The 12,905-nt window shown below is 69.2% G+C and carries 10 protein-coding genes; 6 read left to right on the top strand and 4 right to left on the bottom strand.

Going from position 1 to position 12,905, the window contains the following annotated elements:
- Nucleotides 1–50: 50 nt before the first annotated feature.
- Nucleotides 51–1,061: a LacI family DNA-binding transcriptional regulator gene (locus ACFZA2_RS14845; RefSeq protein WP_363578372.1), complete on the bottom strand. Its 1,011-nt coding sequence runs from the start codon at nt 1,059–1,061 to the stop codon at nt 51–53.
- 240 nt (nt 1,062–1,301) lie between these two features.
- Between ACFZA2_RS14845 and ACFZA2_RS14840 the strand changes: the two genes are divergently transcribed.
- The 3 genes from ACFZA2_RS14840 to ACFZA2_RS14830 all read left to right on the top strand — a co-directional run bounded on the left by ACFZA2_RS14840 (nt 1,302) and on the right by ACFZA2_RS14830 (nt 5,087).
- Nucleotides 1,302–2,633: an extracellular solute-binding protein gene (locus ACFZA2_RS14840; RefSeq protein WP_315995002.1), complete on the top strand. Its 1,332-nt coding sequence runs from the start codon at nt 1,302–1,304 to the stop codon at nt 2,631–2,633.
- A gap of 127 nt (nt 2,634–2,760) precedes the next feature.
- Nucleotides 2,761–4,113, top strand: a complete 1,353-nt coding sequence (locus ACFZA2_RS14835) for a carbohydrate ABC transporter permease (RefSeq protein ID WP_391406385.1) — start codon at nt 2,761–2,763, stop codon at nt 4,111–4,113.
- A complete protein-coding gene (locus ACFZA2_RS14830; protein WP_298873750.1) occupies nt 4,110–5,087 on the top strand; it encodes a carbohydrate ABC transporter permease in 978 nt (325 codons plus the stop codon). Before ACFZA2_RS14835 ends, ACFZA2_RS14830 begins: the two co-directional genes overlap by 4 nt.
- Nucleotides 5,088–5,182: 95 nt before the next feature.
- Here the strand turns inward: ACFZA2_RS14830 and ACFZA2_RS14825 are convergent, their stop codons facing one another.
- Together ACFZA2_RS14825 and ACFZA2_RS14820 are read right to left on the bottom strand one after the other, a co-directional pair.
- Nucleotides 5,183–5,854, bottom strand: coding sequence for a DUF305 domain-containing protein (locus ACFZA2_RS14825; RefSeq protein WP_391406382.1), 672 nt, complete (start codon nt 5,852–5,854; stop codon nt 5,183–5,185).
- A gap of 2 nt (nt 5,855–5,856) precedes the next feature.
- Nucleotides 5,857–6,564, bottom strand: coding sequence for a DUF3105 domain-containing protein (locus ACFZA2_RS14820; protein WP_363390267.1), 708 nt, complete (start codon nt 6,562–6,564; stop codon nt 5,857–5,859).
- Between the two features lie 231 nt (nt 6,565–6,795).
- Here ACFZA2_RS14820 and ACFZA2_RS14815 point away from each other — a divergent pair, with 231 nt between their 5' ends.
- From ACFZA2_RS14815 to ACFZA2_RS14805, 3 genes are all read left to right on the top strand, one after another.
- The gene (locus ACFZA2_RS14815) at nt 6,796–8,133 is read left to right on the top strand and encodes a multidrug effflux MFS transporter (protein WP_391406379.1); all 1,338 of its coding nucleotides are present in this window, start codon (nt 6,796–6,798) and stop codon (nt 8,131–8,133) included.
- A gap of 88 nt (nt 8,134–8,221) precedes the next feature.
- Nucleotides 8,222–8,920 (top strand): phosphatase PAP2 family protein, encoded by a 699-nt coding sequence (locus ACFZA2_RS14810; protein WP_315994998.1) that lies wholly within the window; start codon nt 8,222–8,224, stop codon nt 8,918–8,920.
- Between the two features lie 10 nt (nt 8,921–8,930).
- Entirely contained in the window at nt 8,931–10,841 is a 1,911-nt protein-coding gene (locus ACFZA2_RS14805; RefSeq protein ID WP_391406375.1) for a helicase HerA-like domain-containing protein, read from the top strand.
- Nucleotides 10,842–11,313: 472 nt separating this feature from the next.
- Here ACFZA2_RS14805 and ACFZA2_RS14800 read toward each other — a convergent pair whose 3' ends face one another.
- Nucleotides 11,314–12,783: an MFS transporter gene (locus ACFZA2_RS14800; RefSeq protein WP_391406372.1), complete on the bottom strand. Its 1,470-nt coding sequence runs from the start codon at nt 12,781–12,783 to the stop codon at nt 11,314–11,316.
- Nucleotides 12,784–12,905: the final 122 nt, after the last annotated feature.

The raw sequence follows: 12,905 nt of genomic DNA, 5'->3' as shown, positions 1-12,905 counted from the left end.
GACGACGCGGACCCCGGATGCCACCGCCTGGCATCCGGGTTCCGCGTCGTTCACACGGAGCGCGGGGGAGCGGTCGTGGAGCGCACGACCAGACGGGTGTCGGCCTCGGTGCGCCGCGGCACCTCGCCGGCGCCCTCGATCATGCGCACGAGCATGCGGGTGGCCTCGATGCCCTGGGCCTGGGGAAACTGCTCGATCGTGGTCAGCGAGAACATCTCGGCGTAATCGTGACCGTCGATGCCGACGACGCTGAGCTCGGTCGGCACCGAGATGCCCATGCGCCGCGCAGCGATGATGACGCCGATGGCGACCTCGTCGCAGGCGGCCACGACGCCGGTGGGGCGCGAGGCGGCGTCGGCGAGGAACGACGCGGCGGCGGCGTAGGCATCGGTGATGGTGAGGGTCGACGGCACGTTGCGGATGCGCACGGCGAGACCGTTGTCGTTCATCGCGTTGCGGTAGCCGATCGAGCGCTCGTCGACGTCCTTGGCCGGGGCATCGGTGGGGGGAGTACTGCCGACGAAGGCGATGTCGGTGTGCCCGAGGGCGATCAGGTGCTGCGTGATGATGCGGGTGATGGCGATGTTGTCGAGGCCCAGGGTCGGGACGCCGGAGAGGGCGTTGCCGATGCTGACGACGGGCTTGCCGATGTTGGCGAGGCGTTCGAGATCGGCGTCGTCGGGCTCGAGCGCGACCGCGATGATGCCGTCGAAGCGCTTCCGCGCGAGGTACGTGGAGTACAGGCTCTCGCGGTCGCGCGAGCCGGGCTCGGCGACGTAGAGCGTGACGTCGTAGCCGAGCGGGATGAGCGTGCGCTCGACGCCCTCGACGATCGAGCCGAAGTACCAGCGGTTGACCTTCGGGACGATGAGCGCGATGGTCCGCGTGCGCCCGGTGGCCAGGCTCACGGCGCTCGTGGAGGGGACGTACCCCAGGGATGCCGCGGCGTCGGCGACGCGCCGCCGTGTGCCGTCGGAGACGTAGCCGCCGCCCGTGAGAGCGCGGCTCGCCGTCGACTTCGACACGCCGGCCAGGCGTGCCACATCGGCGATTCCGCTCATGCGCAGGGTCTTCCTCGTGACGTGTCGACGTCTGTGTCGACGTCGAAGAAGAGTATCCGATATTCGACGAATCTGGAACCGGTTCCGGCAGGGTGAATTGCCATCCTCCCGCGTCATTTCGCGTGTTATCGGTTCGTGACCTGACTCGTGTTGCAACTCTTGTGGATTGCCTCTACGGTTGCCTGGAATCGGTTCCCGACAGGGTCCGATGCACCACTGAACTCAAAGAGGAGAGACCACATGGGTATGTCACAGCGGTATCGCCTGCTGGCTCCCGTCGGGCTGCTGGCGGTCGGAGCGATCGCTCTCGCGGGCTGCGCCGAGGGTGACAGCAGCGGATCGGGCGGATCGGGCAGCGGAGAGACCACCGTGCGCATCGCCGGCGGCATCACCGGTACCGAGGCCGACGCGCTGAACCAGAGCTTCGAGCAGTTCACTCAGGACACCGGCATCAAGGTCGTGTACACCGGCGACAAGAGCTTCGAGGGCAACATCGTGACGAAGGTGTCCGGTGGCGACGCCCCCGACATCGCGATCGTGCCGCAGCCGGGTCTGCTCAAGACGCTCATCGGCACCGGCGAGGTGCAGAAGGCGTCCGACGCCGTCTCGTCGAACGTCGACGAGTACTGGGGCGAGGACTGGAAGTCCTACGGCACCGACGACGGCACCTTCTACGCCGCCCCGATGCTGGCCAACCTCAAGGGCTACGTCTGGTACTCGCCGGCGAAGTTCAAGGAGTGGGGCGTCGAGGTCCCCAAGACCTTCGACGAGCTGATGACGCTCACCCAGACCATCCAGCAGAAGACCGGCGCGGCCCCGTGGTGCGCCGGCTTCGCCTCCGACGCGGCATCCGGGTGGCCGGGAACGGACTGGATCGAGGACATGGTCCTCCGCCAGTCGGGCCCCGACGTGTACGACCAGTGGGTCGCCAACGAGGTCAAGTTCACCGACCCGCAGATCAAGCAGGCCTTCGACTCCGTGGGGGAGATCCTCCTCAACCCCTCGTACGTCAACGCCGGCTTCGGTGACGTCAAGAGCATCAACTCCACCGCTTTCGCCGATGTCGCGGCCAAGGTCGCCGACGGCAGCTGCCCGATGACGCACCAGGCGTCGTTCCTCTCGGCGAACTTCCTCACCGTGACGAACGCCGCGGGCCAGACGCCCACGATCGCCCCCGACGGCGACGTGTACGCGTTCCTGCTCCCGGGCGTCAAGGAAGGCGAGCTGGCGGTCGAGGGTGGCGGCGAGTTCGTCGCGGCCTTCTCCGAGGACGAGAGCGTGCAGAAGGTCGTCGAGTTCATGTCGACGCCCGAGTTCGCCGACGCCCGCGTCAAGCTCGGCGGTGTGATCTCCGCCAACAAGGGCGCCGACCCCTCGCTCGCGTCCAGCGAGTTCCTCACCGAGGCGATGAAGACGCTGCAGGACCCGAACACCACCCTGCGCTTCGACGCCTCCGACCTCATGCCGGCCACCGTCGGCGCCGGGTCGTTCTGGAAGGGCATGGTCAGCTGGATCGACGGCACCCCGACCGACGAGGTGCTCAGCAACATCCAGGCCGGTTACGACAACTGATCGAACCGATCGAAAAGGATGGGCCGCCCGCGACGCGGGCGGCCCATCCGGTCCATACTCATATTCCGCCCCAAGCACCACACGGGCACTCATCGATGAGCACGAAGGCGTGTTCGGGAGGGACGTCATGACCGATATCAAGAACGCGGAGACGACGCCGGCGGCGTCGCCCCCGCCGACCGGCCGGGGCAAGGCCGCGTCACGCGGCTCCGCGGCCGCGAATCGCACCACGCTGCTCGTGGTCGTCGTGGGGCTCATCCTCGTGGTGGCGCTCTTCCTGTTCATGGTGACGCGCGCCCCCGCCGACACCAAGCCGACCACGCTCGGCTTCTCCCTCAACAGCTTCTTCATCTGGCTCGGCGGGCTCAGCCCGATCGTGCAGATCCCGCTCGTCCTCGTGGTCTTCGGAGCGGTCGTGGGCCTGCTCCTGCTCCTCATCGAGTACGCGCCCCGCTCGGGCAAGGGCTACTTCTGGCTGCGGCTCGCGGCGTGCTTCGCCGTGCCGATCCTCGCCTTCATGCTGCTGCGTCCGTACCAGAACGCGGTCATCTACGTGCTCGGCATCGCGGTGCTCCTCGGTGCGATCCTCTTCTACGCCGACTACCGCTCCCGCCAGGGCGCGGGGTACCTGTTCCAGCTCATCCTCTTCGCCGCGCCCGCCGCGATCCTGCTGCTGATCGGCCTCGTCTACCCGGCCATCACGACCTTCTTCCAGTCGTTCTTCGACAAGACCGGCGACAACTTCGTCGGGTTCGAGAACTACATCTGGACCTTCACGAACCCCGAGGGCTTCTGGTCGGTCATCAACACCCTGATCTGGGTGCTGCTGGCCCCGACCATCGCGACCGCGGTCGGTCTCGCCTACGCCGTCTTCATCGACCGTGCGGCGGGGGAGAAGTACCTCAAGGTGCTCATCTTCATGCCGTTCGCCATCTCGTTCGTGGGTGCGGGCATCATCTGGAAGTTCGTCTACGACTTCCGTCAGGGCGACCAGCTCGGCATCCTGAACGCGATCGTGACGGCTTTCGGCGGTCAGCCGATCTCGTGGCTGTCGGCCTCCCCGCTCATCAACACCCTTCTGCTCGTCGTCGTGTTCATCTGGAGCCAGACCGGCCTGGCCATGGTCATCCTCTCGGCCGCGATCAAGGCGGTCCCGCCGGAGCAGAACGAGGCGGCGGAGCTCGACGGGGCGAGCGCGTGGGAGCGGTTCATCAACGTGACCGTGCCCGGCATCCGTTCCTCGCTCATCGTGGTGCTGACCACGATCGCGATCGGCGCCCTGAAGATCTACGACATCGTCGCCGTCATGACCGGTGGCCGCAACGACTCGACCGTCCTCGCCTTCGAGATGGTCAACCAGCAGCAGCGCTTCCAGAGCTACGGCCACTCCGCCGCGCTGGCCGTGGTGCTGTTCCTCTTCGTGCTGCCGCTGATCATCTTCAACGTGCGCCAGATCCGGAAGCAGAGGGAAGTGCGATGACCACCTCCACCGTGGTGCTCGAGCCCACCACCGACACCCGCTCGGCCCGTCAGGTCGCCCGCGACACCCGCAAGCACGAGGCGATGGCGCGCAAGCGCCTGACCTCGAAGGGGGCGACGATCGCGGCGATCGTCATCGCGTTCTTCTGGACGATCCCGACCTTCGGTCTGTTCATCACCTCGTTCCGACCGGGGTCGGACACCCAGTCGACCGGGTGGTGGACCGTCTTCACCGACCCGTCGTTCACGCTGGAGAACTACCGTCTGGCCCTGACGTCGGGCGGCACCGCCCTGACGCTCGCGCAGTCGTTCCTCAACTCGCTCGCCATCACGATCCCGGTGGTGCTGTTCGCGCTGGCGATCGCCTCGCTCATCGCCTACGCGTTCGCGTGGATCGACTTCAAGGGTCGCAACTTCTTCTTCATCTTCATCTTCGCGCTGCAGATCGTGCCGCTGCAGATGGCCCTGGTGCCCCTGCTGAGCCTGTTCTCGCGCGGACTGACGATCAACGAGGTGACGATCTTCCCGGGCTTCGACCTGCGCGGGGTGGAGCACAGCTTCGCCACCGTGTGGATCGCGCACGTGATCTTCGCGATGCCGCTGGCGATCTTCCTGCTGCACAACTTCATCGCCGAGATCCCCGCCGAGGTCATCGAGGCGGCGCGCGTCGACGGCGCGGGACACGGGCAGATCTTCTTCCGCCTGATCCTCCCGCTCGCCGCTCCCGCCCTGGCATCCTTCGCGGTGCTGGAGTTCATCTGGGTGTGGAACGACCTGCTGGTGGCGACGATCTTCGCGCCGTCGTCATCGTTGCCGTTGACGCAATCGTTGAACTCCCTGTCGGGCACGTGGGGCGACCAGTGGTTCCTGCAGTCCGCAGGAACGTTCATCTCGATCCTCGTGCCGCTGATCGTGTTCTTCCTGCTGCAGCGCTTCTTCGTGCGCGGCCTGCTGGCAGGTGCCACGAAGGGCTGAGATCCGCACCGACGCGAAGGGCACGGCATCCGGGATGCCGTGCCCTTCTGCATGTCCACGGCACGCCGTCGGCTGCTCGACGCGGGCGGCGCGGGTCAGCCGGCGCAGGACAGACGGGACTGGATGTCGCGCATGGCATCGAGCTCGGCCGACTGCCCGGTGACGATCGCGCCCGCGACCTCTTTCACGCGCGCATCGTCGCCGAGCTCGATGACGGCCTGGGCCATCGGGATCGCACCCTCGTGATGGCGGGTCATCAGCTCGAGGAAAAGGCAGTCCGCAGGCTGGCCCTGGGCGCTGCGCAGCTCGTCGAGCTGGGCGTCGGTGGCCATTCCCATCTCGGACAGCAGCTCCTCCTGCGTCTTGGCGGCGGTGTCGCCGTGGCTGTGCGCGTCGGACTTCTCCATCCACGTCATGAGCGGCTGACTCGCGGCCTGCGGCAGGCCCCACTCGACCAGCCATCCGAACATCTCGCCGCGCTGGCCCGACTGCGTCGTGGCGATGTCGTACGAGAGGGTGCGCAGCTCGTCATCCGCGGTCTTGCGGTAGATCTCCATCGCCATGAGGACCGCCTGCGTGTGATGCACCTGCATGTCGCGCGCGAAGCCGGCCTCGGCCGAGGAGTCGGAGGGGTGGGCGGGCGCCGCCGTCGCGCCGAACGCCGTGAAGCGTCCGATCGCGAAGGCGACGGCCATGACGGCGAGAGCGACCAGCGCGACGACCGCCCACCGGACCGCGGGACGCGCGACCGGGGCGTCGTCGCTCACGTTCAGGCCTTGCCCGGTCCGTCGATCGCGCCGGAGCACGACGCGTTCGGCTCAGGTGCGTTCTGGCTGCGCCAGTACTCGGTGAAGAACTCGGAGATGCGCGGGTCGCTCGGGTCGTCGACCTTGAGCTGGTGGTTCCACGCGCTCACGGCGACGGGCGTGTCGAGGCCGGGGTAGGGCGAGAGCAGCGCGTAGCTGGACGGCATGACGGCCTTCAGCGCGTCGATGCCGGCCTCGTCGATCTCGTCGGGGTTGTAGGTGATCCAGATGGCGCCGTGCTCGAGGGAGTGCACGGCGTTCTCGTTCTGCTGAGGCTCGGTGTAGACGCCGCAGTTCAGCCAGTACGGGTTGTGGGGGCCGCCCGCGGGGGGCGTCTGCTCGTAGGTGACCGCGCCCTGCACGTGGTCGGAGCGGTTCTCGAACGTCTGCACGCCGTCGATCTCGCGCCCGGTGCTGTTGCCCGCCTGGTAGCTGGTGGGGGGTGCCGGGGCGAAGGCGAAGGATGCCACGACCAGACCGATCACCGCGAGAGCCGCCGTGGAGCCCACGACCCACCACACGAGCTTGCCGCGCTTACGCTTCGCGACCTGCTTCTGGTATTCGGCGAGCTTCTCCTGGCGCTTCTGCTCGCGCTGCTGCTTGACGGTGAGGTCGATCTGGGCCTGCTTCGCGGGGTTGCCGCTCGCTCGCTTGTCGGAGGGGGAGGTCATGCGCTGTGTTCAGTCTCTCTTCGGGGCGGGACACATCGGCATCCGCCGACCTGTCCAGACTATTCGGATGAATGGGCCGCTGGCCTGGGAGGAAACCCCGAGCCGGGATGGTGGCCGACGGGGGAGTCACGGTAGTATGACGATGTCGAATCGATTCGAGGTTCGACGATCCCCCCTTTTCTCAGCCCGGCTCGCGCCGGGCTGTCCGTGTTGCGAAACGAAACCAGACGCGTGCTCGATACTGCCTCCCACCCCGTCATCCCGACGTCGTCCCACCCGGTGCCGACGACCACCGGCGCGATCCGCTCGCTGGGCAAGAACCCCGCGACCGCGCCCATCGTGCTGCACCCCGGCGACTCGATCCCGGCCTCGCGCCGGGTGCTGTACATCATCGTCCTCGGCGCGCTGACCGCTCTCGGCCCGTTCACGATCGACCTCTACCTGCCCGCCTTCCCGGTGCTCGAGGCCGATTTCCAGACGACCGCCGCTGCGATCCAGCTCACCCTCACCGGCACGATGATCGGATTCGCCCTGGGGCAGCTGATCGTCGGACCGCTCAGCGACAAGGTCGGTCGCCGTATCCCGCTGCTGTCGGTGACGGCGCTGCACGTGGCGGCGAGCATCTTCGCCGCCCTGGCTCCGACCCTCGGCACCCTCTCGATCGCGCGCGTGCTCATGGGGGCCGGCGCGGCCGCGGGCGGCGTGGTGGCGGCCGCGATCATCCGCGACCTGTTCGGCGGCAAGCGGCTCGTGGTGATGCTCTCGCGCATGGCGATGGTCTCAGGGGTCGCGCCCGTGCTCGCCCCTCTCGCCGGATCCGCCCTGCTGCTGGTGATGAACTGGCGCGGCATCTTCGTCGTGCTGGCCGTCTACGGCGCGGTCATGCTCGTCTCGGCGATCCTCTTCGTCCCCGAGACGCTGCCCCCGGCACGTCGCGGTGGACCGGGCTCGAGCACGGTGTGGCAGCGCTACGGCAGCGTCTTCCGCGACCGCGTCTTCATCGGCGTGCTCATCATCGGCGCGATGGCGTTCAGCGGACTCTTCTCCTACCTGTCGGCATCCTCGTTCCTCTTCCAGGTGACCTACGGCTTCAACCCGCAGCAGTACGGCGTCCTCTTCGCGGTCAACTCCGTGGGCGTCGTCGTGGGCGTGCAGATCGCCTCGCGTCTCGCCGCGCGCTTCGGCCCGCAGTGGGTCCTGGCGGTGTCGACGGCGGTGCTGGTGCTCGCGGGCGGCACCATCGTGCTCACCGATCAGTTGGGCCTGGGGCTGTGGGGGACCGTCATCCCGCTGTTCTTCTTCATGACCGCGTGCGGGTTCACCTTCCCCTGCGCGCAGGTGCTCGCCCTCGACCGGCACGGCAAGGCCGCCGGGACCGCGCAGTCGATCATCGGCGCCGCCAACTTCGGCGTCGCGGGGATCATCTCCCCCGTCGTGGGCCTGCTCGCGACGGGCTCGGGCATCACCGCCACGACGATGGCCGCGGTCATGGTCGGGTGCGCGGTGATCGGGGTGCTGGCTCTGTGGCTGCTGGTGCGCCCGAAGACGGTGGAGCGCCTCGCGCCGTGACACCCGCGCGCAGTCGCGAACAGTAGCAGGGCGGACGGTCTGCGCATCGACCGTTCCGCCCGCGCCCGCGACGCGGCATCATGAGGCGATGGATGCCACCGCGATCGAGGACGTGCTCGACACGCGTCCGCAGCGTTTCCGCGCCGTCGTCGGGGTGGTGCTGATCGCCCTGGCCTGCGGGCTGGGGGCGTGGGTGTTCTTCCGGGGGCCGAGTCCCTTCGCGATCGACGTGTGGTGGAACCAGCTGTTCGCCGCCGCGCCCTCGCAGCCGGTGTACGTCTTCGCCCTGGTCATGGACACCGTGGGGGGACACCTGACGGCGGTGCTGATCGTGCCGGTGCTGGGCGCTCTCGCGTTGTTCCTGTCGCGACGGCGGTGGTCGGCGCTGTACTTTCTGAGCGCTTCCGTCGGCAGCGCGCTGCTCGTGCAGGTGCTCAAGCACACGTTCGGGCGGGCGCGCCCCGAGGACATCCTCATCCTGAGCGACTACGGCTCCTTCCCCTCCGGTCACACCGCCAACGCCGCGACCATCGCCGTCGTGGCCGCCGTGCTGTTCCCGCGCGCCTGGGTGCGCATCGTCGGTGTGGCGTGGGTGGTGCTGATGGCGTTCAGCCGCACCTACCTCCATGCCCACTGGCTCTCCGACACCGCCGGCGGGGCCCTCGTGGGCGCGGGGGCGGCCTTCGTCCTCGCCGCCGCGTTCTCGCGTCTGCGTGCCCGCGACGAGGACCGTTTGACGATCCGACGCCTGCGCAAGACGGATGCCGGACCGGCGGTGTCGTCGTAGGCTGACGCGCATGAGCGAGCCCGACGACGCGCCCTCCGTCCCCTCCGCGGCCGAGGCCGAGGTCGCGCGGCTCAGAGCGGAGGCCGAGGCGGCCGAAGCGGAGCTCCGACTCGCCCGTGCCCGCGCCGACCTCGCCGCGGCGGAGGCCGCTGCCGCGGCTGCACGGGTCCGCGCCGCGGGAGGCGGTGAGACGACGACCGCGGGAGGTGCGGCGTCGGAACCGGCTGCGGAGACGCCCGGGGCGTCGGCATCCGTTCCCGCACCGGCGGGGCCCGCACCCTCGACACCCGACGCGCCGCTCACCGACGCGCAGGTCGCGAAGATCGCCGCCGGCTACGCGGCCGACGGCGCGGCGCTGGACCTGGGCGTGCTCATGAACGGCGGGCCGGTGGCATCCGTTCCGGTGCGCATCCCCCTCGCGATGATGAACCGGCACGGGCTCGTGGCGGGCGCGACGGGTACGGGCAAGACGCGCACGCTGCAACTGCTGGCCGAGCAGCTCTCGCAGAACGGCGTTCCGGTGTTCGCCGCCGACATCAAGGGCGACCTCTCCGGGCTGGCGGCCGCGGGCACACCGAGCGACAAGCTCTCCGCCCGCACCGCCGCGCTCGGACAGCAGTGGTCGGCGCGGGCCTTCCCGACCGAGTTCTACGCGCTCGGCGACGACGTGGGCTCCGGCATCCCGGTGCGGGCCACCGTGTCGGGCTTCGGGCCGCTCCTGCTCAGCCGCGTGCTGGGCTTGAACGCCACGCAGGAGTCGAGCCTGGGACTGGTGTTCCACTACGCCGACGAGAAGGGCCTGGCGCTGGTCGACCTTGCCGACCTGCGAGCGGTGCTGACGTACCTCACGGGGGACGAGGGCAAGGCCGAGCTGAAGGGCATCGGCGGGCTGTCTGCGGCGACGGCGGGGGTGATCCTGCGCGAACTCGTGGCGTTCTCGGCCGCGGGTGCCGACACCTTCTTCGGCGAGCCCGAGCTCGACGTGTCGGTCTTCCTGCGAACGGGCGCGGAGGGCGTCGGCATCGTGAGCCTGCTCGAGGTGCCGAACGTCGCCGCGCGCCCGGAGCTGTACTCCACGTTCCTCATGTACCTGCTCGCCGAGCTGTACGAGGTGCTGCCGGAGGTGGGCGACCTCGACAAGCCCAAGCTCGTGTTCTTCTTCGACGAGGCGCACCTGCTCTTCCGCGATGCCTCGAAGGCCTTCCTCGAGGCGATCACGCAGACCGTGCGCCTCATCCGGTCGAAGGGCGTCGGGGTGTTCTTCGTGACCCAGACGCCGAAGGACGTGCCCGGCGACGTGCTCGCCCAGCTCGGCTCGCGCGTGCAGCACGCCCTGCGCGCCTTCACCCCCGACGACGCCACGGCGTTGCGCGCGTCGGTGCGCACCTACCCCGACTCGGGCTACGACCTCGAGCGCGTGCTGCAGGAACTCGGCACGGGTGAGGCGATCATCACCGTGATGAGCGAGCGCGGCGCCCCCACCCCGGTCGCGTGGACGCGCCTGTTCGCGCCGCGGGCGTCGATGTCGCCGATCACCGCGGATGCCATGGCCTCGGCCGTGTCGGCATCCGCCCTGTTCCCGAGGTACGCGACGCCGATCGACCGGGAGTCGGCGCGCGAGATCCTCGGTGCCCGCATGCAGGCGGCCGCCGACGCCCGCGAGGCCGAGGAGCGGGCGAAGAAGGCCGCGGCCGACCAGGCCGAGTACGCGAAGCAGAAGGCGGCGATCGACAAGGCCAACGCCGAGGCGCAGAAGAAGGCGCAGCGCGAGTACGAGCGGATCCTCAAGAGCACCGCCGCTCCCCGCAGCCGCTCGAGCGCGCCGACCCCGGGCCTCGACGGGCTGCTCGGGCGCGGAGCCACGAAGAGCATCGTGAACGGTGTCATCCGCGGATTGTTCGGAAACAGCCGTCGGCGCTGAGCGGGACGGGGTCGGCTGTCGGCCCGGTGGCTGCGGCGCGCGTACAGTCGGTGTTGTGCGCAGGGTCGGTCATCTGCGCAGGGTTCGCGGGTTTCGGGCTGACGGTAGGCGGATCGCGGACGCTGCGCGGGGTGGGGTGCTGCGTGGATGCGTGTTCGTCGCTGATCGGCGCAGGGACGGTGGTCTGCGCACGGTTGGTGATATGCGCAGGGTCGGTCATCTGCCCCGGATCAGCGGGTTCGCGGGTTTCGGGCTGACGGTGGGCGGGTCGCTGAGGCTGCGAGCGCGATCGCGGGGTCCGCGCACTCGCCGTAGAGGTGCGCGGGGCGGAGGCGCCGGGCGTAGAGGCGCTGGGGGTCAGAAGGGCTGGGGGCAGAGGCGCACCTGCCGTACAGGCGCACAGCGAGGAGACGCGCGGAGCGCGGAGGGGGCGGATGCCGGTGGTCCCGGCATCCGCCCCCTCCGCGTCACGTCACGAGCGGCGGATCGCCAGCGGCATCGTCGAGGTGTCGATGAGCGGGTCGTCGTCCTGGCGCTCGACGAGGGCCTCGGCCTCGGCGGGGGTCTCGACCGTCGGCACGGAACCCAGGAGCGGGCGCTTCGCCGTCTCGCGCATCGACAGCAGCGCGACGAGTCCGAGAGCGGCGAAGAACATGATGTAGAACGCGGGCATGAGCGTGTTGCCGGTGAGGTCGATGAGCGCCTGGCTGAACAGCGGGGTGGTGCCGCCGAAGAGCGACACGGCGACGTTGTAGGCGACGGCCATGGCGCCGAAGCGCGACGCGGTGGGGAACAGGGCGGGCAGGGCGGATGCCGAGATGGCGACGTAGAACGCCACCGGGACCGCCGCCATGAAGAGCGCGATGATGACCGCCCACAGCTCGCCGATCTGCATGATGAGGAAGGCCGGGACGAGCAGGACCAGGGCCGACCCCGCGGCGATCGCGTACACGGGCTTGCGGCCGATGCGGTCGCTGAGGCGGCCGATGAGCGGGAGTGTGGCCGACATGATCAGCAGGACCGGCACGGTCGCGATCGCGGCGGAGAGGTTCGAGACGCCCACCTCCTTCTCGAGGTAGGTCGGCATGTAGCTCGTGAGGGCGTAGCCGGCGGTGTTCGTCGCGGCCACCAGGGCGATGCCGATGAGCAGCGCCTTCCAATGGTGGCGCACGATGCCCACGAGCCCCTGCCGGGCCATCGGGTCGTCGGCGTCGGCCTCGACCGCCCCGGCCTGCTCGAAAGCGGGCGTCTCGGGGATGCGGAGGCGGAAATAGATGGCGACGATGCCGAGCGGGACGGCGAGGAGGAACGGGATGCGCCATCCGTACTCGGTCATGGCGTTCTCGCCCGAGACGGAGGTGGTGATCGCGGTCGTGATCGCCACCGCCGAGGCGCCCGCCGCGAAGCCGACGTACGAGCCGACATCGAGCCACGACGACCAGAAGCCGCGGCGCTTGTCGGGGGAGAACTCGGACACGTAGGTCGTGGCGCCGGCGTACTCGCCGCCGGTGGAGAAGCCCTGCACCATCTTCAACAGGTACAGCGGGATGATCGCCCACAGGCCGATCTGCGCGGAGGTGGGCAGGATGCCGATGAGCGCGGTGGCCGTGGCCATCATCGCCATCGTGAGGAACAGCACCTTCTGCCGGCCGATGCGGTCGCCCAGGGGCCCGAGCACGAAGCCGCCGAAGGGGCGGACGAGGAAAGAGATCGCGAAGCCGAGGAGCGTGACCAGCAGACCCCACGGGGCGGGGACGTCGGAGGCGAAGACAGTGGTGAGCGTCACGGCCAAATAGCCGTAGATGCCGAAGTCGAACCACTCCATGAAGTTGCCGACGACGGTGCCGCCGATCGCGGTGCGCACGCGCTTCTTGTCGACGACGATGACGTCGTCGACCTCGAGCCGGGGTGCTCCGGATGCCGAGGGGGATTTCTCGTTCATCCCTCTACCGTTACCCCCATCGCGTCGGCGTTTCCAGTCCGCGCGCTGCGCGAGGGGTGGTGCTACCGGCCGTGACCGCCGACCGCACGGTGCCTCTCGTCAAGCCCCCGGAGATGTCGGAG

It is taken from the genome of Microbacterium sp. NPDC007973 (genome assembly GCF_042958465.1).
In the GTDB taxonomy this organism is placed as follows: domain Bacteria; phylum Actinomycetota; class Actinomycetes; order Actinomycetales; family Microbacteriaceae; genus Microbacterium; species Microbacterium galbum.
Note: the sequence above shows the minus strand (reverse complement) of the source record. Positions and strands in the feature narration are given on the sequence as shown.

What these genes read in the sequence shown, in the direction of transcription:
- ACFZA2_RS14845 (WP_363578372.1), bottom strand. Translation starts at nt 1,061, where the DNA reads ATGAGCGGAATCGCCGATGTGGCACGCCTGGCCGGCGTGTCGAAGTCG.
- ACFZA2_RS14840 (WP_315995002.1), top strand. Translation starts at nt 1,302, where the DNA reads ATGGGTATGTCACAGCGGTATCGCCTGCTGGCTCCCGTCGGGCTGCTG.
- ACFZA2_RS14835 (WP_391406385.1), top strand. Translation starts at nt 2,761, where the DNA reads ATGACCGATATCAAGAACGCGGAGACGACGCCGGCGGCGTCGCCCCCG.
- ACFZA2_RS14830 (WP_298873750.1), top strand. Translation starts at nt 4,110, where the DNA reads ATGACCACCTCCACCGTGGTGCTCGAGCCCACCACCGACACCCGCTCG.
- ACFZA2_RS14820 (WP_363390267.1), bottom strand. Translation starts at nt 6,564, where the DNA reads ATGACCTCCCCCTCCGACAAGCGAGCGAGCGGCAACCCCGCGAAGCAG.
- ACFZA2_RS14810 (WP_315994998.1), top strand. Translation starts at nt 8,222, where the DNA reads ATGGATGCCACCGCGATCGAGGACGTGCTCGACACGCGTCCGCAGCGT.
- ACFZA2_RS14805 (WP_391406375.1), top strand. Translation starts at nt 8,931, where the DNA reads ATGAGCGAGCCCGACGACGCGCCCTCCGTCCCCTCCGCGGCCGAGGCC.
- ACFZA2_RS14800 (WP_391406372.1), bottom strand. Translation starts at nt 12,783, where the DNA reads ATGAACGAGAAATCCCCCTCGGCATCCGGAGCACCCCGGCTCGAGGTC.